Here is a 20,865-nt window from a genome sequence, read left to right as displayed (position 1 = left end):
CGTTGTTCAACCGCGACCCGAAGTAACCGCCATGACAGCGCGGGCCGCCTCCCGCAACTCGTCCCGCTCCAGGGCGGCGTACTCCGACACCGCGTCGGCGTACGCCGCCCTGTCGGCGTCCTCGGCCGCCTTCCGGGCGCGGTCCGCCGACATCGTCGGCTGGTAATCGCGTAGCACCCGCAGCCGTTCGGCCAGCGCGATCATCCGTACGGCGGCGGCGTCGCCGGAGGCGAGCCCCGCCATGCCAAGGGCGTGCAGCACCGTCCCGAACACAGGGAGCTCCATGGGCGAGTGGGGCGGACCGGAGAGCAGGGTCCGCAGCCCCTGCCGCAGCCGGTCGACCGGCTCCGCCACCAGCTCGAGACGGCCGGCATGCGCGTGCGCCGTCACCGCCGCCGACTGGATCTGCAGCGCCCACCGGTCGAGGAAGGGGTCGCCGCTGTGCATCGAGCCGGCCTCGGGCATCCCCTGCACGGCGCTGCGCCACAAACCGAGCCCGACCTCGGTCAGCCCGCGGGCGAGCGCGATCTCGGCGCGCCCGCCGAGGCCGGGGCTGTGGAAGTCGTCCTGCTGCGGGGTGTTGTGGCCCTCCGCCTGCCGCAGCCAGTACTCGGCCTCGTCAGGGTCGCCGCGCTGCAGGCAGGCGAGGACGAGGCCACTGCGGACGCCGATGGAGTCGTGCTCGTCACCGAGCCGCGGCAGCACCTCGAGCGCCGCCTTGAGGTGCCCGTACGCGGCCTCGCCCTGCTCCGTCTTCAAGCACAGCTCGCCCAGCCGGGCGTGGCCCATGACCTGCAGGAACGGGTTGTCGACCGGCGCCAGTGGGGCGATGATCCGGCGGGCCGAGGCGAGCGCGCGGTCGATGTCGTGCTCGTACTCCCAGATGTAGGTGGCGACGCACTCGGCGATGCCGGCGAGCAGCGGCTGCTCGCTGTCGCAGAGTTTCTGCAGCACTTCATAGTCGGGAGGCAGCATCTCAGGGATGGCGCTCAGCACTACCGCGATGGCGCGCACCAGGGTGTCCGGCGGGGCCGGGGGCAGCCGCCGGAGGGTGACGAGGTGGCGTACGGCGTGCGGGCCGTAGCCCATGAACAGGCTCGTCGTGCACAACACCGCAGCGGCGCGGGCGACTTCGACGTATTCGGGCTCGGGGTAGTAGTGCGACAGCGGCGGGCCGGTGTCCGCGGCGAGGGCGGTGAGGCGGGGGTAGCTGGAGCCGGTGGACCACAGGGCGGCGAGGACGGCGGTGAGGGTGGCGGTGGTGGGGCCGTCCGTACGGGCCAGGGCGTGCCGCAGGGCCAGCACGAGGTTGTCCTGCTCGGCCCTGATCCGCTCCCAGGAGGCCAGGGGTTCCGAGCCGAAGAACCAGTCGTGGTACGCGACCCCGAAGTCCCGCGCCCAGGCGAGGAACCAGCCGATGGCTTCCTCTTCCTCGCCCGCCTCCGCGCGCCGGGCCGCGCTGAACTCCCGTACGGTCTCCAGCATCCGGAACCGCACGCCGGCCGGGGTGTCGGCGACTGTGAGCAGCGACTGATCGGCCAACTGCTCAAGGAGGAACAGCGCGTCCTCGCCCAGCACGTGCTCCGCCGCTTCGCCGGTGAAGCCGCCGGGGAAGACGGACAGCGTGCGCAGCGCCGCCCGCGCGTCCTCCGCGAGGAGATTCCAGCTCCAGTCCACGACCGCGTGCAGCGTGCGGTGGCGCTCCGGGACGTCCCGCACCCCGCCGCGCAGCAGCGCGAACCGGTCGCCGAGGCGGCGGGCGATCTCCGGCACCGAAAGGACCCGTACCCGCGCCGCGGCCAGCTCCACGGCGAGCGGCAGCCCGTCGAGGTGGCGGCACAGCTCGGCCACCGCGTCCGGCGGCAGCTCCACGCCGGGCCGGGCAGCCCGGGCCCGCTGTGTGAACAGCTCGACCGAGGTGTCGAGACCGAGCTCCGGCAGCGTGTACACCGCCTCCGATGTGAGGCCCAGCGGGGCCCTGCTGGTGGCGAGTACCCGCAGGTCCTTCGAGGACGAGACCAGGGCCCGTACGAGGTCGGCGGCGCCCCCGATGACCTGCTCGCAGTTGTCGAGGACCAGCAGCGCGGGCCCCGAGCCGAGCACGCCGAGGATGCCGGACACCGGGTCGGCCGAGGCGTGGCCGCTCATGGCGCCGTGCCGCCCCTCGCCCGCGCCGAGCGCAGAGGCCACCTCCGCGGCCACGTCCTCGTCCGCTGTGACGCCGGCGAGCGGCACGAAATACACCACGCGCTGCTCGGCCCGGCGGCTGACGGCGTGCGCGAGCCGGGTCTTGCCGAGGCCGCCGGGGCCGACGACGGTGACGGCGCGGGAGGCGCGCAGCAGCCGCGCCACCGCCGCGATGTCCTCGTCCCGGCCGAGGAGCGGGTTCGGCTCGTGCGGCACGCCGTGCCTGACCAGAGGCGCCTCGCCGCGCAGCAGCTCCTGCTGTACGGCCTTGAGCCCGGCGCCCGGATCCGTGCCGAGCTCGTCGCGCAGCTCACGGCGGTACGCCTCGTACCGCATCAGCGCGGCGGACGGGCCCGCCGTCGCCGCCTGGCCGCGCAGCAGCTCGGCGAGCACTTCCTCGTCGCGCGGATGCTCCGAGGCGGCCACGGCCAGCGGCCCGGCCGCCTCCGCGTGTCGTCCGAGGCGGGCGAGCGCGAGCGCCTGCGCGCGTACGAGCGTGCCGCGGACGGGGGCGCGCTCGGTGCGCAACGCGGCTGCGGGGTCGTCGGTGTCGCCGACCCCGTCAGGACTGCCCTCCCACAGAGCGAGCCCGGCCTCGGCCGCAGCCAGCGATCCCGCGTGGTCCCCGGCCCTGGCCCGCTCCGCGCTCGCGGCGGCGTGCAGCAGCAGGGCGGAGCTGTCGACCTGGTCCTCGGCGAGTGTGAGCCGGTATCCGGTCGGCGTGCTGACGAGGACGTCGGCGCCCAGCTGCGCCCGCGCCCTGGACACGAGGACCTGCACCGCCTTTCCCGGCCGCTCCGGCAACTCGTCCGGCCACAGCCCTGCCACAAGCCGCTCGGTGCTGCAGCCCGTGCGCAAGTCGCCCGCGAGCAGCGCGAGGAGACCGCGGAGCCGGGGCGCGGTGATCTCCTCTCCGCGATAGGCGACACGCGGCAGCAGGGTCAGATCGGTGGTCACCCGTGCAGATTAGCCAAGGCCCGGCCGCCGGAACTCCCGCCGCGGGCCGAACTCCCGCTGCGCGGGCGGCTGCCGCAGCCGCGCCGACCGTTCCTGCACCCGCGCCAACCGATCCCGCCGCCGTGCCCGCAGCCCGTGCCACCGCGCGTCGGCCAACTCCGCCCGTAAGAGCACGTACCTGGTTACGCGCTGCCGGCACCGACCCCATTCCTCTGCCGATGACAGCCGCCCGCGTCTCGGCTGCGGACCGGTGTCACCAACGTCGTGGTCCGCTACAGCTAGACAGTAACCGCTGTGGGAATGTTGCCGACCGAAAGCTGGTACGCGGCCCAACCGTGTGGGAGCCGTTTGTTGGATGACGCCGCCGCACGCTGCAGCGCCGGCGAGGAGCACTCCGGCACCCGGTGCCGTGCGTAGCGAGGGCCGCGCCCCAGTTCCTCCCTGTACCGACAGGGACGGGGCGCGGCCAGTCAGTTGCCCTCAGCAGGACCACTTGTGGGAACGGAGGTAGTAACCCGCGCCATTGTTGCCCACGAAGTTCCCGCGCCCGCCCTTTGCGGTGCAGCCCGCACGGCTGCCCCCGTAGTTCGCACCTGTGTAGTACGACACCGACGCGCCACTGGTGCCGTTGTTGTAGACAGACTGCGCCCTCCTGGTTGCGGACCAGGAACACTGAATAGCGCCCGCGCGCCAGTCCGGGTCGTCGCCGGACCAATGGCACATCGAGCCCGTACCGTTGTCGCCCGTCCAGAAGCAGACATGCTGCTCCGGGCAGTCGCCCCAGCCGGGGACCGGGGCTGCCTGTGCCGTTTCCGGCAGGGTCAGCCCAGCGACTGCCACCACAGCCGCGAATCCGCCGATCAGGCTCGTACGCAACTTCGTCGTCTTCCGCATGCAGAGATTCCCCTCTCGCACCGCTCAGCCCCCGCACAATTCCGTACCGGGCTGACGGCGGTGCCTCACAACGGCCGGCACCTGGTCTGGGCACCTGGATATTGCGACGGCACGCGTCGCCGCACCACCTCATCGCTGCCCGCTGCGGACGACGGACATCACCGACAGCTTGAGGGTCACCTGTTGAGGTGCTGCGACGGTTCGGTCACCGCCGTGGGAATCCTGGCAGCGGGCGCGCCGCACTGTCTTGAAGAAATTCGCAGTGCGGACGGGGCAGCGGCGCGGTCCAGACGCGAACGGTTGTCAGCCGGGGAACCGGAAGCTGGTGAGCTGGCCGTCGATCCGGTCGTTCATCGGCAGGTCGGCGGATGCGGGCACACGTGCCGCTAGGAGTCGGGACGGAGGGAAACCGGTCATACTCCGCACTTCGCGGCTCATATGCGCCTGGTCGGAGAAGCCACAGGCAAGCGCGGTATGGGCCGCCGTACGGCCGGCGCTGAGCAGACTCAGTGCCTGGTGAAACCGCATGATCCGGGCCACCGTCTTGGGAGGAAGGCCGATCTGCTGCCGGAAGCGGTTCTCGAACTGCCGCCACCCCCAGCCCGTCTGCGCCGCCAGACAACGGATGGGAACAGCACCCGCCGTGCGGCGCAGCTCCTGCCACGCCCACACCACCCGGGGCGAGCTCATGGGGCCGTCGGCCCACCAGCGCCCCAGGGTGGCGTCAAGCAGCCGGAACCGCTGCGCCCAGTCGGGCAGGCAGGACAGCGCGTCGGTCAGGCAACCGACGCGGCTGCCGACCAGGTCATCTGGGTCGATGATGCACTCGGCCCATTCGTGCATGGCGACTCCGAACAGAGTGTACGCCGCCCAAGGTTCGAGCACGACCTCCATGCCGTACAGGCTGCCGCTGTGTTCGCCGAGTGCCGCCCGGGTGCGGAGCGCGGAGAGCAGCGAGGTATAGAGCTTTCCGGGTACCGAACTGACTGGTCTTTCGGTGATGTCGGTAACCTGCACCTCGCGCTCGAATGCGAGCACCAGTGTCACGGCGCCGTCGGGCACTTCGAGCCGTTTCCTCGGCCTGTCAAACCAGAAGCGGAATCCGCGGTACTGGATGACTCCCGGACGCATACGCTGATCCGGTACCTCGTATGCCAGCTCCCAGCCTCGCTCCGGTCGAGAGAAGTAACGCATGCATCACCCCGCACCAGGATGGGCGCAGGCGGCGGCGACGGCTGCCGTGAATTCAGCCATTCGCCGGGCTGGTGTGCTCAGTCCTGACCTGGAGCAGATGCAGCCCGGCGGACGCCTCTCAAGCCGGGTGCGCGCCACCTGCCGGCGGATGACGCTGGACGCATGAAGGCCCCGTGGTCCGGCATGATCCAGTTCAGGTTGGCGCAGGCCGCCCGCCCTCGCCGACAAAATTCACCCCCCTCGCGGCGGGCCCATTCGACCAGTTGCTCTGCCACATCCCGGTCCTGCTGGCCCCGCTCGCGCCAACTCCACACCCGTTCTCACGACTCCGACGCGGTCGCTGACGTGCCAGTGGATGACGCTCGCGCCCACCGCGTCGATCCCTCCGACGGCCTTGTGGGGCGGGGACGAGCGGCTGTGTGGGATCCGGGGGCTCCGCTCCATCCGGAAGATGAGGCACGGGGCAGTCGATCGGTGTCCGGCTCGCGAACGCTGCGACTGCCCCGCGACTTTCATGACCGTCGACAGCCCCTCCCGCCGGTTCGGGGCTGATCGTCAGGTGACTGGCGGCATCTCGCTGGGGCGTGAGTCGAGGCCCGTGCGGCGATTGACCCAGGAGCCGCGGGTGAAGTCGGGAACGGCGACCGGACGGCCTTGCGCCGCAAGGGACTTGACGCTGAGCGGGATCGGCGAGCACCAGACGGCGGCGTCGTAGACGTCCATGTCGGGGATGAGCCCGGCGCGCATCTGCTGGACGGTGCGCCACTGCAGGACGTAGTCCATTCCGCCGTGTCCGCCGTTGTTGGCCGCATCGTCACCGATCTTCTGCCAGAGCCAGTGGTCGAACTCCTTGAGGTAGGTGTCGAACGGCCGCCAGATGTGGCCGCTGTGATCGGGCTCGAGGTACACGCGGCCTCCGCTCGCGGAGGTCACACCCGCGTAGTCCTCGAAGATGCCGCGGCTGCCGGCGAGTGAGTTGATACGGCTGTAGGGGCGGGGCGAGCTGACCTCGTGCTCGGCGCGGATCACGCGGCCCTGGGCGGTGTCGATCAGGCAGGTGATCAAATCACCGTTGATGTAGGTCTCCTTCCAGCTGGGGTGGGATCGCGGGATGAACCGCTCGCGGTAGTCGGCCAGGCCTCTGGGCTCGGTGGCGGTGGCCCGCAACGTCGTCATGCGGTCGCCGCGGTTGATGTCCATGGCTGCTGCGATCGGGGCGAGCCCGTGCATGGGGTAGAACGACGCGGTACTGCGGGTGTGCCACAACCGCCGCCAGGCGTCGGTGTAGTACGTGTCGGAGAACAGCAGCTCGCGCAGGTCGTGCAGGTAGCCGCCGTGGCCGTTGGTGACGTCGCCGAAGAGGCCGTCGTGGGCCATCTTGAGCATCGCCAGCTCGTTGCGTCCGTAACTGCAGTTCTCGGACAGGAACAGGTGTCTGCGCATCCGCTCGCTGGTGTCGACGAGGTCCCACAGCTCGTGCAGTTCGGTGGCGACGGGCAGTTCGACGATGGCGTGCCTGCCGGACAGCAGGGCGGCGCGGCCCTGCTCGTAGTGGAACTCCCAGGGGGTGGCCACGTAGACGAGGTCGATGTCCTCGCGGCGCAGCATGCGTTCGTAGGCGTCGGCGGAGCCGCCGTACTCGGCCGGGCGGGGCCGGCCTTCGGCAACCAGTTTGTCGGCGGTTCGTCTGGCGCGGTCGGCGCGGACGTCGCACACGGCCGTCACGATGCACCCCGGAACCGCGGCCCATCCCGAGGCCATGCCATGGCCTCGGTTGCCGAGGCCGATCAGGGCGACACGGACCGTCCGGTACGCGTCGAAGGGCACGTTGATCATTGACTTCTGGCCGCGTCGGCGGGCCGGAGGGGTATCGGTGATCGGGGCGGTGGCCGGCGTGGCGGAGGCCGTGGTGCCAAGACCTGCGACGACGGCACCGGAGGCCAGAGCCCCGCCCATGAGAGTACGGCGTGAGACAGCAGGGGTTTCATGCATGGCGCTGAACGCTCCCTTGTGTGTGGCCGGCTGCTCTTGTTGCCGCATGACTGTGGCGACCGAAGCCCGATGCGTCAATAGCTGCTCAAAGACCCGTTGTTTCGAGCAGAAATGAGCATCCAGCCCTCAGCGGGCATGCCAGCAGTTCGACCGCCCCGTGACGTCCCCAAGCCTTCCTCGGCGGTCGCGGGCCCCACTCGCGCACAGGACCGGTTTGCGCTGCGGCTGCTTCAACTTGCCAGCCCACGTCTGCGCATGTCCCAGCACGAGGAACAGCTCCTCCGCGGCCGGGAACCGCTCGTACGACGGATCGCCGCCCAGCTCGTGCAGTTCCCGCAGCCGGTTCACGATCCGACTGGTCTTGATCTGTCCCTGACAGATCGGCGGGCGCTTCGGACGGGGCTTCCCGGCCACCTTCGAGGTCTTCCTCACCACGCTCGAAGTCTTCGCCACCAGCGGGTTCCCGACCTGGGAACCCGCCATGACCACCAGACCGACGACATCGGCGTACCGCGGTCCACCGGGAACTCCACACTCCTTCGCGGGACTTCCACTCCGCAGAGGTGTTTCAGCAGGTGAGCGGATTCCGTCGGTTGGTCTGTTACCCCGAGGAGGAAGGAGGTAGCACACCGAGCCCGGCCACCGTCCCTGCGGTGGCCGGGATTTCGTATGCCCTGCTGCCCCAGGAAGGCACGGAAGTCCTGGGAATCCTGGATCAAGTCCTACTGCTTCGTCATCCGGGCACAGGTGCCCACCGCGCCGGTGGAGGGGTTCCAGTTGCATGTGTAGAAGTGCACGTCCTTGACGTCCCCCCAGGTCTCACTGACCGTGGTCCGGTCGGCCCATACCTGGTTCGGGCCGTTGTAGCCGATGATTTCTTCCTGGTAGTCCCACTCGGTGGTGCCCCAATGTGTCGCTGAGCACCGCTGATACGTCACCTTGAGTGCTGCCCCGTACGAGTCGAACCGCTTCACGTCCGTGATCGACCCGTCGAAACGGGCCGCGTAGCTGGCGTATTCACACTGTCCGCCGGGCTGGAAGTAGCTGTACGTACCCTCGCCATAGCTGGCCTCGTTGGCGCTGTACGCCGCTACGCGATAGGTGACCGCGTGGGCTGGCTGCGCCCCAAAGACCACCAGCGTTCCGGCCGCAACTGCCACAGTGGCCTTCGCGGCCGCCTTGCGTAGTCTCATGCTGCCTTCCCCCTCGATAGGGATCCTGATGAAGACCTGTAGCCGATTCCGGGATGTCAGTCCCCCCGGCGGACCACTTGTTCCTTCAGCTGACCGACGTTCGCGTCGGATGCTTGTGGAGGGGCATCCCGACAGCAAGGGTTCGTCTGTGTCCCGGACACTTGGATTCTGTCCGGGCTGGTCAGAAGGCTGTGCGACATCCGTCCGGACAGTTCACCACCCGCTGGCTGAGGCACTCATCCAGGAGCGCATGGCCGCGCTGGCGTAGCTCATGCTGACCAACTTCCTTGCCCAGCCGCTGCCCTGTGCGGCGGCTGGGCTACCTGCCGACTCCCGTAGCCGGGCTTCGACGTGCGCGTCCTGCCGCTCGGCGGCCCGGCGCTCGCGCCGGCGCCGGATGGCTCTAAGGATCACGCGTCCAGGTCATCACCCCGACCGCCGAGACTCGCCGGAAGGACCGGTCCAAGACCGGCCCCACCCGGCGCCGACGCACACGCCCCGCGCCCAGGCGACGCAGGGCACCCTCCCCCACCAGCCCCCGCGGCCCGGCGGGCACGTCCGGAGGGACACGCACCAACGGACCGCACGAGGCTGCCCCGCGCAGCGCACCGGCAGCAGAGACGCTGTCCAAGTCACAGGGCAGGATCCCCGAACTGCTCGAGCAGAACGTCGACAGGTGTGTGGCCGGTGGCGGCGGATGCGCCGTCGTGAGCGCTCTGTTCTGCCCAGATGACCTTGCCGCGGGGTGTGTACCGCGTTCCCCAGCGCTGTGCGAACTGTGCCACGAGGAACAGTCCCCGCCCGCCTTCGTCCATGGTCGTCGCCCGCCGCAGGCGCGGCGAGGTGCTGCTGCCGTCTGACACTTCGCAGATCAGGCAGCCTCCGTACAGGAGCCGCACCGTGACGGGCGGCGATGCGTACCGGATCGCGTTCGTCAGCAGCTCGCTGACGATCAGCTCGGTGGTGAACCCGATGTCCTCCAGACCCCACTCCCGCAACTTCTCCGTGCAGTGTGCCCGCACCGAGGGCACCACCGCAGGGTCTGACGGCACGTCCCACTGGGCCACGCACGAGGGCGGGAACAGCCGGGTACGTGCCACGAGCAGCGCGATGTCGTCGGAGGAATGCGCCGGCTTCAACGCATCGATCACCGCCTGACAGGTCTCCTCCGCAGTACGCCTCCCGGCCCCGTCCAACGCCCGACGCAGCGTATCCAGCCCGACGTCCGGGTCGCGGGTGCGGTCCTCCACCAAGCCGTTGGTGTACAGCACCAGTTGTGAGCCCTCAGGCAGGTACAACTCGGCGGTTTCGAAGGGGTGGCCTCCCAACCCGAGCGGGACCGATGCCGGCGTGTCGGAAAAGGTGACGGTCCCGTCCGGACTCACCACCACCGGGTCGGGGTGTCCTGCACGGGCCATCGTGCATGTCCCCGCTGTCGGGTCGTAGATCGCGTACAGACACGTCGCACCCGTCACGCCCTCACTCTCGTGTCCCTCCGTGGCGTTGCCGGTGCTCTCCTCGTTGTCCATGCGTACGACCAGGTCGTCCAGGTGCCCGAGCACCTCCTCCACGGGGAGGTCGAGCGTGGAGAAGTTGTGCACCGCGGTGCGCAGTCGCCCCATCGTCGCCGCGGCGTGCAGCCCGTGACCGACGACGTCGCCCATCACCAGCGCCACTCGAGCGCCCGGCAGCGGGATGACGTCGAACCAGTCGCCACCCACCCCCGCCTCCGCCGGCAGATATCGCCAGGCCACGTCCAGCGCGTCCTGGTCCGGCTGCCCTCGCGGCAGCAGACTGCGCTGCAGTGTCACCGCCATCGTGTGTTCCCGGGTGAATCTCCGGGCGTTGTCGAGGGCCACCGCGGCGCGCGCGGCCAACTCCTCCGCGAAGGACACGTCCTCCGGCTCGAACGGCGGGGAGTCACCCGCCCGGTAGAAGTTCGCCACGCCCAGCGGTACTCCCCGCGCCCGCAGCGGCACGGTGACCAGCGCATGCAACCCGCGTTCCAGAGCCTCTCGAGCGCGATCCGGATCGTGCTCCTGCCAACCGTGAGCCTGCCGCAGGTCCGTCTCCAGTACGCCCTGTCCCTCCGGCAGCGTCCGCATCTGCGGGGTCCCCGGCGGGTACGTGATCACTTCGCCGACGCGAAACACCGGCATCATGCGGTGCTCGCCGCTGGTCGCCACACGCCGGAGATGCCGCCATCCCTCGGCCGTCGGCTCTGATCCTTGCAGCACCGAATCCAGCAGATCGACCGTGACGACGTCTGCGAACTGCGGCACGGCCACTTCGGCCAGCTCCTGGGCCGTACGCCTCACATCCAGCGTCGTCCCGATCCGCACCCCGGCCCCGTACAGCAGCTTCAGTCGCTCCCGCGCCACCTGGGCCCGCCCCGAGACTGCAGCCAGCTCGGTTGTGTCCCGCAACGTCACCACGCTGCCTTCCCGGACAGCGTTCGGGAACGTGGGCCGCTTGTTCACCGCCAGCAAGCGGTCCTCCGCGAGATGCACCTCATCGGTCACCACCTCGGGCGACATGATCAAGCGCCCGATCTGCTCGGGCAGCCCCAGCTCCCGCACATGGCGCCCCTGCGCCGCCGCCGGAAGGCCCAGCAGTCGCTGCGCCTCGTCGTTGGCCAGCACCAGCCGACCGTCGGCGTCAGTGATCAGCACTCCTTCCCGCACAGCGTGCAGGACGGCGTCGTGGTGTTTGTACATCCGCGCCAGTTCCGCCGGCGCCATGCCGTGGGTCTGCCGCCGCAGCCGCCGGGACACAAGGGTCGTACCGGTCGTGGCCAGCACGAGCGCCGCCGCGCCGGCACCGAGGATGATCGGCAGCTGTGGCATCCACAGTCTCGACACGTTCTTGACCGTGATCCCTGCGGAGACCAGGCCGACGACCGTGCCGCGGGAGTCGGTCACCGGCACCACAGCCTGCACGGCCGTGCCCTTGCCTGCGGGTAGGGGCGGGCCGCCGGCCTGCTCGATGACGGTACGCCCTTCCCGTGCGGGTTCGATGGTGCCGACGAACTTCTGTCCGATCTCCTCCGGGTAGGGGTACGTATAACGAATTCCCTCTGTGTTCATGGCAACGATGAAATCCACGCCCGCTCGCTTCCGTGCCGCTTCGGCTCGCGGCTGCAGCACCGCGGTCGGGTCCCGGCTGCGGAACGCCTGGACGACATCGGGGGCACTCGCGAACGCCTGGGCCGCGACGACCGACTCCCTGCGCCCCTGCTGCAGAGCGTCGTTTGCCGCCTGGAGCAGCAGGGCGGTCACCGCAGTCACGACCAACAGCACCACGATCGCGACCTGGAGAAGGAAGACCTGCCCGGCTGCGCTGTGCGGGTTCAGCAGGGAAGCGCGACGGTCGTGCGAACGTCCGGTGGGCGGATGACGCGGCGGAGTCGGATATCGCCTGATCGATGCCCGCATATACCTTTCATATCACCGCCGTGCGGACCCGACCGACTCACCCGACACCGTTTGCCGCTCCTGGTCCTGCCCGACACGCTGGAGCAGAACTGCGCCCATGCCACCACAGGCCTCGCTGTTGACTGGTACCGGGCTGGTCTCCCACCGCTTCACCCTCTCCGAGGGTCCGGCGGCGTACGAGCTGTTCGCAGGCCGCTCCGACGGCGTCCGCGAGAGATCCTTCCGGCCCTACCCGCTGACCCTCCTGCGCGCTCAGGTCCTCAGCGACACGCCCTTCAGATCCGAATGAGGTGGTCGGGGCTGCTCCGTTCCCACCCCCGCCACCGCAGCTTTCGCAGCTTGCCGCTTGCCCAGACAGGACAGGCCGCCCTGAAACTCCCCCACCTCGACCGCCACGCCGGAGGTGCGCACCCGCGCCAGGCCTTCCTCCAGGACGTCGGCGCCATCTGATCGCCAGCGCGGGCCACCCGCCCCCAGCGGTCGCCGACGACCGGGGAGCGGAGGCCTTCCTCGGCGGACCTACGGGCCGACCCCTGGGCCCGGGCAGACAGGACTTCGAGGCTCACGAGGTGCCTCTGGCTCCCCACAGTCTGCCGGTGAACTGCACCGACGGTCTGATCGAGGCCCCTGGCTCGGACCCGACCAGGGCACCCCAACCAAACATCGCTCGGCACGGATGAGACCGTCACCGGACATTCACTTGCTAAGCGTTCAGCCAGTATCCCAGAGTGAACTACTCGGACGTTGGAGGTCGCCATGTCACAGCGCCACGAACCCGCGGGGCACGCTCGTACGCGGCTGATGCCACTCCCCGAGGAGCACTGGGATCCAAGGACGCGGAAGCTGCTCGCCATCGCGCCCCGCGACCCTGGAAGCCGGGTTCCGAACATCTTCACCACGCTCGTGCGCCATCCCGACCCCTACGAGCAGTTCCTGCCCTTCGGCGGCCAGTTGCTCCGCAGGGGCCGACTACCGGACAGGCTCCGCGAGCTGCTGATCCTGCGCACCTCCTGCAACACCGGCGCCCGGTACGAGTGGGGGCGGCACCTCCCTCTGGCCAAAGCCGCGGGCATCACGGACGCGGACATCGACCGCGTCACCGAGGGACCGGAAGCACCCGGCTGGACGGACCTCGAGAGGCACCTGATCCAGGCGGCTGACGAGCTGAACAGCGGTGCAACGCTGTCCGACGCCACCTGGGAGGCCCTGGCCCGGCATTTCGGCGAAGCCGAACTGATCGAGATCGTCATGCTGGTGGGGCAGTACCACATGGTGGCCTTCTTCCTGAACTCCACCGGTGTGCGACTGGACCCCGGCTTCGACAGCACGGGCTGTGCGGAAAGGGCCCGCAGTCATGGGTGAAGGACACCCCGGGCAGGCCGCCCGCCGCCTGCCCGGCCGCAAAGTACTGGTGGCCGGGGCGGGCACCCGCGCCGACGACGACCCACGAGCACCTATGGGCAACGGCCGGGCGATCGCCGTCCTCGCCGCCCGGGAGGGCGCCGACGTGGCCTGTGCCGACGTGTGCGCCCCCGCCGCCGCCGTGACCGTCGAACTGGTCAGTGCCGAGGGGACATTGAGCGTCACCGTGGCGGGTGACGCCACTGATGCCGACCGGTCGGCCGCCATGGTCGCCGAGGCGGTCCGCGGGCTGGGTGGACTGGACGCGCTCGTGGTCAACGTGGGGGTGGGCCTCGGCGCCGGTCTGGAAGGCTCCTCACCCGAAGACTGGGATCAGGTGCTCTCCCTGAATCTGCGTGCGCCCTTTCTGGCCGCCAAGCACGGCCTGCCGGCGATGGCCGACGGAGGCGCCATCGTCTTCATCGGGTCGGTCGCAGGCTTGCGCGCCGCCACCAACTCGCCGGCCTACGACAGTTCCAAAGCCGGCCTGTACGGGCTCACCCGCCACGTCGCCAAGGAGGGAGGGGCACGCCGGATCCGCGCCAACCTGGTCGTCCCCGGCCTGATCGACACCCCCATGGGACGGCAGGCCTCGGCCCAACGGGCATCCCGGACGGCCTCGTTCGAGCGCATTCCGCTGGGCCGCCTGGGAGGTCGCGGAGGCCGTCACGTTTCTGCTCTCCGACCGCGCCTCTTACATCACGGGCCAGAGTCTGGTGGTGGACGGCGGACTCAGCGCCGTGTGACGCGCGGCGTCCCGGCCTCCGACCGTCCGGCCGCCGAACCCGGCCGCGGGCGACCGGGGGCTCAGTCGTCGCCCGGCGTCGACGTGAGCCCGAGCAGCAGCGTCTCGCGGGCAGCCCGTGCGATGTCCGCCAGGCGGGTTCGAGCGGAGTCCAGTTGATACTGCAGAAGTACGCCACGAGCGATGCTCTCCACCAGGAACGCCTGCGCAACCACGTCCACGTCCGGGCGGATGCTCCCATCCGCGATCCCCCGCCGGATGTCCTCCTCGACGCCGGTCCGCACGAGACTGAGATGTTCGGCCAACACGCCTTTCACTCCGGTGGCGTTGCCGACCGCCTCGACAAGGAGCACCAGCAACGCCCGCGCCCGCACGCCCGGTTCGGGTTCGGCCAGACGGGCGAAGAGCTGGTCGAGCTTGGCCAGCACGGCTTGGAGTCCGGTCATCCGAGCGTACCCGGGCAGCGCCCGGAGGCGGTCGATGAACGTCTCGCGGATATCGGCGACCACGGCTTCGACGAGCCCGGCTTTGGACGTGAAGTGGTAGTTGACCATGCCTCGGCTGACTCCGGCACGGTCGCCGACCTTCTTCACCGTCAGCCCGCGGTAGCCCTCCTCCGCGAGGATCTCCAGCGCCGCGTTCAAGAGCCTGCGGCGGGAAGCCTCTCGCTGGTCATCGCGCTTGGTCGGGTGGCGTCGGGCCGCCACGGTTGGTTCACTCATCGGACCTGCAGTATGCCATTGCCGGTGCGGCTCCCTGCCTGCACGGCGGCAGAGCCCCGTGGACGTGCCGACAGCTCCGCGGACGGCAGCCCACTCGGCCGGGGCGTCGTGGCCAACGCCCAAGCGCCCGAACGGCTTCCGCTCCATACAGCCGCGCCGCCTCCATTCGGCCATTCTCCCTGCCGGCCTGTGGACACCGGCCACCCTGAATGGAACGCTCGCTACAGACCGCGGGCGGTTCCCGCGGAGTGCGACCCGCCGGCCCGCACCGACCGCTCCCCGTACGAGCCGCGCATCGCGCACCAGCACGAAGTCCTCGCCGCAGCCGAGTCCTGGCACGCCCAGATTCCTCGCCGAGAGGGGTTCCGCGCATGAAGGTCAGAGCCATCGAGGCGGCACTCGCCGCCGTCCTCCTCGCCACTGCGGCGCATCCCGCCGCCGGTGCCGACGCCCACCCGGAAGGCGAGCCGGCGAAGTTCACCGTGGACACCACGTCCGACGCGGTGGACGCCGACGCGTCGGACGGTCGGTGCCTCACCGCGTCCGGCGCGTGCAGCCTGCGTGCCGCGGTGATGGCCGCCAACGCCCGGCCGGGCAGTACGATCACGCTGCCTCCCGGCCACTACCGGCTGACGATCCCGCCCGATCCCCGGCTGATCATCGGCGACCATCCCGATCCGACCACGGGCGACCTGAACGTCGACGCGCCCACCATGATCAGAGGTGCCGGCGCGCGGAGCACCGTCATCGACGCAGACCACCAGGACCGGGTCTTCCGCCTGCGGGCGGACACCCACATGTCCGATGTGACGATCACCGGGGGCAGGGCCAGGCAGCGGGAACTGCCCTTCACCGACACCGGTGGCGGCGGCATCGCCAATGAAGGGCATCTGACGCTGCGTCGGGTCGCCGTGACCGGGAATTCCGCCGGCTACGGCGGCGGCGTCTTCAACGTGCCCGACTCCCACCTGGATCTCGTCGACAGCACCGTCAGCGGGAACGCCGCCGGAGAGGCCGGGGGCATCAGATTCGACGACAGCGGCACCGTGACGAACTCGACGATCGCCGACAACCGGGTGACGAACCCCGGCAACCGCCCCGGCAGTCTCGGCGGCTACGGCGGAGGCATCGACATCCGCGGACTGGCAACCGTGCAGATCCTCAACTCGACCATCACGCGGAACCGTTCCAGCGACGGCGGGGGCGGAATCAACATCGCGCCGGCCTACCTGGACAGCCTGCCCGCGCCCATCCCCGACATCATCGATCTGCCGCTGGGGCACATGACCCTGCGCAACTCCGTCGTCGCGAGCAACACCGTCGACGGCACGGCCGCCGACTGCGAAAAGGCCTTCGCCACCATCACGTCGCTGGGCCACAACATCGACGGCGACGGCAGCTGCCGGCTCACCGCCGCGGGCGACCTGCCCAGCCGTGACCCACTGGTCGGGCCGCTGGCGGACAACGGCGGCCCCACGGACACCGCGGCCCTGTTGCCGGGCAGTCCCGCCCTGGACGCGGCCGACGGCTGCCCGGCCACCGATCAGCGCGGCGTCACCCGACCCCAGGGCGCCGCCTGCGACATCGGCGCCTACGAGCACACGCCATGACCCCCAGCCCCATACCGGCATCTGGAGCGATGGATGAAAGCCCCAAGCCCGCGCCGCTTTCCGGCCCGCGCCACAGCCGCCGTCGTGGCCCTACTCCTGTCACTGACCGTGCCCCCACCCGCTGCCCGCGCCGATTCCGGCCCCGACTCCCTGGTCGTACGCACCGACCGGGGCTGGGTGCGGGGCGCGGCCGTCCGCGACCGCGGGCAGGTCTTCCACGGGATCCCGTTCGCCGCCCCGCCGACCGGTGAGCTGCGCTGGCGTCCGCCGCAACCCGCAGCGCGGTGGCCCGGCGTGCGGAACGCCACCGAACCGGCCCACCCCTGTCCCCAACTGCCGCTGACGCTGCTGCCCGACGGCGGACCCGTCCTGCCCGGCGAGTCCAACCGCACCGGTAGCACCACCGAGGACTGCCTGTACCTCAATGTGTGGACGCCCGCCCGCACCGGCGGCCGCCCCCTGCCGGTGCTGGTGTGGCTGCACGGCGGAGGCAACGTCTACGGCGCCGGCAGCGACTACAACGCCGCGGCGCTGGCCGCACGCGGCATGGTCGTGGTGACCGTCAACTACCGCCTCGGAGCCCTGGGGTTCCTCGCCCATCCCGCACTGTCGGCCGAGAGCGCGGACCACACCTCAGGCGACTACGGCCTGATGGACCAGCAGGCCGCGCTGCGCTGGGTGCAGCGCAACATCGGTGCCTTCGGCGGCGACCGCAACCGCGTGACGCTGGGCGGCCAGTCCGCCGGCTCGGCGGACACCTGCCTCCACATCGCCTCGCCGACCGCGAAAGACCTCTTCCACCGAGCGATCCAGCAGAGCGGAAGCTGCGCCTCCCATGGCGGTCTGACACCGCTCACACTCGGCGCGGCCGAGCGGAAGGGGAACGACTTCGCTGCCTCGGTCGGCTGCGCCGACCCGTCCACCACGGCGGACTGTCTGCGTGCCGTGCCCACCACCGAGCTCATCCGCACCTCCGGCACGGGGGCCGCATCCTTGTGGGCCCCGAACACCGGGCCCCGCGTCCTCCCCCGCCCACCCCAGACGGCATGGGCAGAGGGGCGCGTCAACGCGGTGCCGACGCTGAACGGGAGCACCCACGACGAATACCGCTACTTCACCGCGCTGTACGTGGGCCTGCTCGGCTCGGCGGCGGCCCGCTGACTCCGGACACATACGCCGCTCTCATCAGGCTCCAGCACGGCAACCGCTCGGCCGCGGTCCTCGACACCTACCCTGCCTCGGCGTATCCCTCCGCGAACCTGGCCTACTCCGCCGTCGGCACCGACCAGCGGTTCGCCTGCCCGGCACGGGCCGACAGCCGGCTGTACAGCAACCAGGCGCCCGTCTACGCCTACGAGTTCCACGACCCCCAGGCGCCGCCGTTCATCCCGGCACCGCACACGCCGCAGGGTGCCTTCCACGCCTCCGAGCTGGCCTATCTCTTCCCCACGGACGCGATACCGCCCCTGACGCCCGCCCAGCGGCGGCTGTCCGCCACGATGACCGCCTACTGGGCGCGCTTCGTCGCCACCGGCGACCCCAACGGGCCAGGTGCTCCCGCCTGGCCGCGCTACACGGCCGACGGTGATCGCATCCAGGTGCTGGCACCGGACCGGGTCGGACCCACCACCGGGTTCGCGGTCGATCACCACTGCGCGTTCTGGCAGCCCTCCCCCACTTTCCAAGGAGCCGTGCGATGACATCGACGCTGGCCCTGATCCGGGACGGGCGCCGGACGCTGCGGCAGGGCCCGGACGCCCTGGCGGGCCGACAGCGGGAACGCCTGGCCGCGATGGTCGACTTCGCCCGCGCCCACTCCCCGTACTACCGCGAGTTGTACCGGACCCTGCCCGAACGCGTCGAGGACCCGGCCCTGCTGCCGGTGACACGCAAGCAGATCCTGATGGCGCGCTTCGACGACTGGGTCACCGATCCCGAGGTGACGATCGACCGTGTACGGGCCTTCGTCGCCGACCCCCGACGGGTCGGAGAACGCTTCCTGGGCAGATACCTGGTCACCACCACGTCGGGAACCACCGGCCACCGCGGCCTGTTCCTGCTCGACGACCGCGAGACGGCGGTCGTCAGGTCGCTGTCGCTGCGAGCTGCCCGGCGTACCCTCACCCCCTCGGTGACGGCCCGGTTGCTCGCCCACCGCATGCGGGCCGCGCACATCGTCGCCACCAGCGGCCATCTGGCCGCCTACACGGTCATCGCCCGCTCCCGCGCGGCCGGCCGCCTGTACGCGCGGGGCAGCCGGGTGTTGTCGGTGCACAGACCACTGTCCGAGCTGGTGGACCAACTCAACCGCTACCGACCGGCGTTCCTGGGCGGCTACGCCACAGTGATCGCGCTGCTCGCCGGCGAGCAGCTGACGGGCCGGCTGCGCATCGCCCCGGCCGTGGTGTCACTGGTGGCCGAGGGCCTCAGTGACCGCGACCACCAGAGGATCCGCTCGGCCTTCGGCGCGCACGTGGTCAACAGCTACGGCTGCAACGAGAGCCTCGCCCTGGCCTACGGCTGCGCGTTCGGATGGCTCCACGTCCACAGCGACTGGCTGCTCCTGGAGCCCGTCGACGCCGACCACCGCCCCACCCCGCCCGGTCAGGAGTCCTTCACCGTGCTCCTGACCAGCCTGTGCCGATGGGCACAGCCGATCCTGCGCTACGACCTCGGCGACAGCGTCCTACTGCGCCCGGACGCGTGCCCGTGCGGGGACCCGCTCCCCGCGATCAAGGTCCGCGGCCGCGCTGCCGACCTGCTGTCCTTCCCGCGCGGCGACGGCGGCACCGTCTCTGTCGTGCCCATGGCTTTCGAGACGCTCCTGGAGAGCATCCCGGACATCGACCTGTTCCAGATCGTCCAGACGGCGCCCATCCATCTCCGCGTGCGGATCCGGTCCGCCGCAGGAGCCGATCGGGACCGGCTGTGGACGACGGTGCGAAAGGAGATGGTCGCCCTGCTCACGGCCCACGGGGCGGGCCAGGTGAGCGTCGAACGCGCCCACGAGCCACCCGAACAGTCTCCGGGCGGCAAGTACCGGGTCGTCATTCCCTGGTCGTGACGGCGCGCGACGGGGCGTCCTCGCCCAGGACGCCCCGCACCGGAACGCCGTGGTGGGCCGCCAGCGCCAGCAGCGCCACCCGCAGCGATCGGGTCTCCAGGACGGTACCCGGCTCGAACCAACGGGCCACGGCGGTTCCGCTCGCCATCCTCAGGGTGAAGCGCGCCAACTCGTCCGCCACCTCGGGGCGGTCGCGCAGGGCGAAGACGGAGCTCACCGAATCGCGGGCCCAAGTCACCAGCGCGTCGCGGTAGTGACGCACCTCGGCCACGGCCGCCGCACTGGCATCCTGCTGCACCATGCCCAGCCCCAACAGCAGCTTTACACCGTGCGGGTGACGCTGGAAGGCGTCCTCGACCTCCGCGAGAAAGGTGTCCAGACGCTGCGCGACATCGGCGCCCGGCACCTCGGCCGGGGGCAGCGCCGCCAGCAGCGCGGTCCTGGCTCGCTCCAGCACCGCCACGTAGATCCCGTCCTTGCTGCCGAAGTGCCAGTAGATCGAGCTGACCGGCAGACCGCACGCGGCGGAGATCATCGAGATGGAGGTGGCGGCGTAGCCGTGGCGCGACATCATGTCGCCAGCGGTGTCCAGTATCGCGTCACGGGACCGCGCGCCGCGGCCTGGGGCCGGTGCCTGCGTCATAGAGCCCGACTCTAGAGGAAAGACAGGCCGACGGGGCCTCGAAGGGACGGGGGGCGGTCCTCAGGTGTTGGGCATCGACTCGGACCGCCCTCGTCGGCTCAGTTCTCCGGGGAACCGAACTCCTTGCGGGTGTCCACCGGCTTGCCGAACAGCTGCCATCCTGCCGACCGCCCGCAGAACCGTGGCGGCCGCCGGAATCGCCTCCCTCGATGCGATGGACGATCTGGGCTGACGACGATCAGAACGACGGGGTCCGGCTCGGGATGCAGCCGATTACGGTGCCGGTGCTGCTGGCGGTAGGGGTGTGAACAGGTGGCGATCGACGGCACTTGAGCGTGTTCGGGCGCGTACGAGTGAGCCTCCGGGCAGTGGCAGGCACACTCCCCTGGCAGGGAACGGGAGTTCTTGCATCGAATGCGTGACCTTCGGCGGTGGTGGTCGTTGGGTGTGGTGACGGATTTCTTCGATGCGGGATCGGGGGTGAAGTGGTGGGTGGACTGCGGGAGGTGGCGGCGCCGTTCGTGGTGCCCGGCCCCTCGGGGGTCGCAATCCGTACCCGGCTCAAGGGCCTGACCGCCGGGGACGAGAAGGTTCTCCGCCTGGTCGGCGACCACCTCGGTTCGCTCGCCTCCCGTGACCTGAGGGCGCGGTGCGCGGCCGGGCACGATCACGACACCGAGCAGTGGGCGCAGCGCAAGCAGGCCCTGACCGGGGAGTCCTCCTCCCGCTGGGCCGGGTCGATCACGAAGGCCACCCACGACCAGTGGGCGCTCGCCCGGCGCGGCCAGCTCGCGCACATCCAGAGCCTGGAAGCCGGGATCGAGACGAT

Annotated in this window: 17 protein-coding genes and 1 pseudogene; 9 read left to right on the top strand and 9 right to left on the bottom strand. The window is 70.5% G+C overall.

The window, feature by feature from the left end:
• Positions 1-6 precede the first annotated feature (6 nt).
• The 7 genes from ACTWQJ_RS22095 to ACTWQJ_RS22065 all read right to left on the bottom strand — a co-directional run bounded on the left by ACTWQJ_RS22095 (position 7) and on the right by ACTWQJ_RS22065 (position 11,851).
• On the bottom strand, positions 7-3,144 hold the full coding sequence (locus ACTWQJ_RS22095) for an ATP-binding protein (RefSeq protein WP_443308341.1): 3,138 nt from the start codon (positions 3,142-3,144) through the stop codon (positions 7-9).
• A gap of 480 nt (positions 3,145-3,624) precedes the next feature.
• On the bottom strand, positions 3,625-4,038 hold the full coding sequence (locus tag ACTWQJ_RS22090) for a peptidase inhibitor family I36 protein (RefSeq protein WP_443308340.1): 414 nt from the start codon (positions 4,036-4,038) through the stop codon (positions 3,625-3,627).
• A gap of 303 nt (positions 4,039-4,341) precedes the next feature.
• On the bottom strand, positions 4,342-5,100 hold the full coding sequence (locus ACTWQJ_RS22085) for a helix-turn-helix domain-containing protein (RefSeq protein ID WP_443308339.1): 759 nt from the start codon (positions 5,098-5,100) through the stop codon (positions 4,342-4,344).
• Between the two features lie 687 nt (positions 5,101-5,787).
• Positions 5,788-7,224 carry a Gfo/Idh/MocA family protein gene (locus ACTWQJ_RS22080; protein WP_443308338.1) on the bottom strand — a complete coding sequence of 479 codons (1,437 nt, stop codon included), beginning with the start codon at positions 7,222-7,224 and terminating at the stop codon, positions 5,788-5,790.
• Between the two features lie 126 nt (positions 7,225-7,350).
• Entirely contained in the window at positions 7,351-7,659 is a 309-nt protein-coding gene (locus ACTWQJ_RS22075; RefSeq protein WP_443308337.1) for a hypothetical protein, read from the bottom strand.
• 287 nt (positions 7,660-7,946) lie between these two features.
• Positions 7,947-8,417, bottom strand: coding sequence for a hypothetical protein (locus tag ACTWQJ_RS22070; protein ID WP_443308336.1), 471 nt, complete (start codon positions 8,415-8,417; stop codon positions 7,947-7,949).
• Between the two features lie 632 nt (positions 8,418-9,049).
• Entirely contained in the window at positions 9,050-11,851 is a 2,802-nt protein-coding gene (locus ACTWQJ_RS22065; protein ID WP_443308335.1) for a SpoIIE family protein phosphatase, read from the bottom strand.
• A 97-nt stretch (positions 11,852-11,948) separates the two neighbouring features.
• On the opposite strand from ACTWQJ_RS22065, the gene ACTWQJ_RS22060 reads away from it, so the two are divergent.
• The 4 genes from ACTWQJ_RS22060 (at position 11,949) to ACTWQJ_RS22045 (ending at position 14,156) form a co-directional block, all read left to right on the top strand.
• Entirely contained in the window at positions 11,949-12,140 is a 192-nt protein-coding gene (locus ACTWQJ_RS22060; RefSeq protein ID WP_443308334.1) for a hypothetical protein, read from the top strand.
• A 157-nt stretch (positions 12,141-12,297) separates the two neighbouring features.
• Entirely contained in the window at positions 12,298-12,531 is a 234-nt protein-coding gene (locus ACTWQJ_RS22055) for a SpoIIE family protein phosphatase (protein WP_443308342.1), read from the top strand.
• Positions 12,532-12,607: 76 nt separating this feature from the next.
• Positions 12,608-13,213 carry a carboxymuconolactone decarboxylase family protein gene (locus tag ACTWQJ_RS22050; RefSeq protein WP_443308333.1) on the top strand — a complete coding sequence of 202 codons (606 nt, stop codon included), beginning with the start codon at positions 12,608-12,610 and terminating at the stop codon, positions 13,211-13,213.
• The gene (locus ACTWQJ_RS22045; protein ID WP_443308332.1) at positions 13,206-14,156 is read left to right on the top strand and encodes an SDR family NAD(P)-dependent oxidoreductase; all 951 of its coding nucleotides are present in this window, start codon (positions 13,206-13,208) and stop codon (positions 14,154-14,156) included. The genes ACTWQJ_RS22050 and ACTWQJ_RS22045 overlap by 8 nt, the downstream gene beginning before the upstream one ends.
• On the opposite strand, the gene ACTWQJ_RS22040 is transcribed toward ACTWQJ_RS22045, so the two are convergent.
• The gene (locus tag ACTWQJ_RS22040; RefSeq protein ID WP_443308331.1) at positions 14,060-14,719 is read right to left on the bottom strand and encodes a TetR/AcrR family transcriptional regulator; all 660 of its coding nucleotides are present in this window, start codon (positions 14,717-14,719) and stop codon (positions 14,060-14,062) included. The two genes, ACTWQJ_RS22045 and ACTWQJ_RS22040, sit on opposite strands and share 97 nt — an antisense overlap.
• A 371-nt stretch (positions 14,720-15,090) precedes the next feature.
• Between ACTWQJ_RS22040 and ACTWQJ_RS22035 the strand changes: the two genes are divergently transcribed.
• Genes ACTWQJ_RS22035 through ACTWQJ_RS22020 form a run of 4 tightly spaced genes read left to right on the top strand, consistent with a single transcriptional unit; the run spans position 15,091 to position 19,393 of the window.
• A complete protein-coding gene (locus ACTWQJ_RS22035; RefSeq protein WP_443308330.1) occupies positions 15,091-16,329 on the top strand; it encodes a choice-of-anchor Q domain-containing protein in 1,239 nt (412 codons plus the stop codon).
• Positions 16,330-16,362: 33 nt separating this feature from the next.
• On the top strand, positions 16,363-17,490 hold the full coding sequence (locus ACTWQJ_RS22030) for a carboxylesterase/lipase family protein (RefSeq protein ID WP_443308329.1): 1,128 nt from the start codon (positions 16,363-16,365) through the stop codon (positions 17,488-17,490).
• Complete coding sequence (locus ACTWQJ_RS22025; RefSeq protein WP_443308328.1) at positions 17,376-18,029, top strand: carboxylesterase family protein; 654 nt, start codon at positions 17,376-17,378, stop codon at positions 18,027-18,029. Before ACTWQJ_RS22030 ends, ACTWQJ_RS22025 begins: the two co-directional genes overlap by 115 nt.
• A complete protein-coding gene (locus tag ACTWQJ_RS22020; RefSeq protein ID WP_443308327.1) occupies positions 18,026-19,393 on the top strand; it encodes a phenylacetate--CoA ligase family protein in 1,368 nt (455 codons plus the stop codon). Before ACTWQJ_RS22025 ends, ACTWQJ_RS22020 begins: the two co-directional genes overlap by 4 nt.
• Here ACTWQJ_RS22020 and ACTWQJ_RS22015 read toward each other — a convergent pair.
• Positions 19,377-20,036 (bottom strand): TetR/AcrR family transcriptional regulator, encoded by a 660-nt coding sequence (locus ACTWQJ_RS22015; RefSeq protein ID WP_443308326.1) that lies wholly within the window; start codon positions 20,034-20,036, stop codon positions 19,377-19,379. The genes ACTWQJ_RS22020 and ACTWQJ_RS22015 overlap by 17 nt on opposite strands.
• A 488-nt stretch (positions 20,037-20,524) precedes the next feature.
• On the opposite strand from ACTWQJ_RS22015, the pseudogene ACTWQJ_RS22010 reads away from it, so the two are divergent.
• Positions 20,525-20,865, top strand: a pseudogene (locus ACTWQJ_RS22010) (IS200/IS605 family accessory protein TnpB-related protein); the annotation flags it as partial.

The organism is Streptomyces sp. KR55 (assembly GCF_052245645.1).
GTDB classification, from domain to species: Bacteria; Actinomycetota; Actinomycetes; order Streptomycetales; family Streptomycetaceae; genus Streptomyces; species Streptomyces flavusporus.
This window is presented reverse-complemented; position numbering and strand designations above follow the sequence as displayed.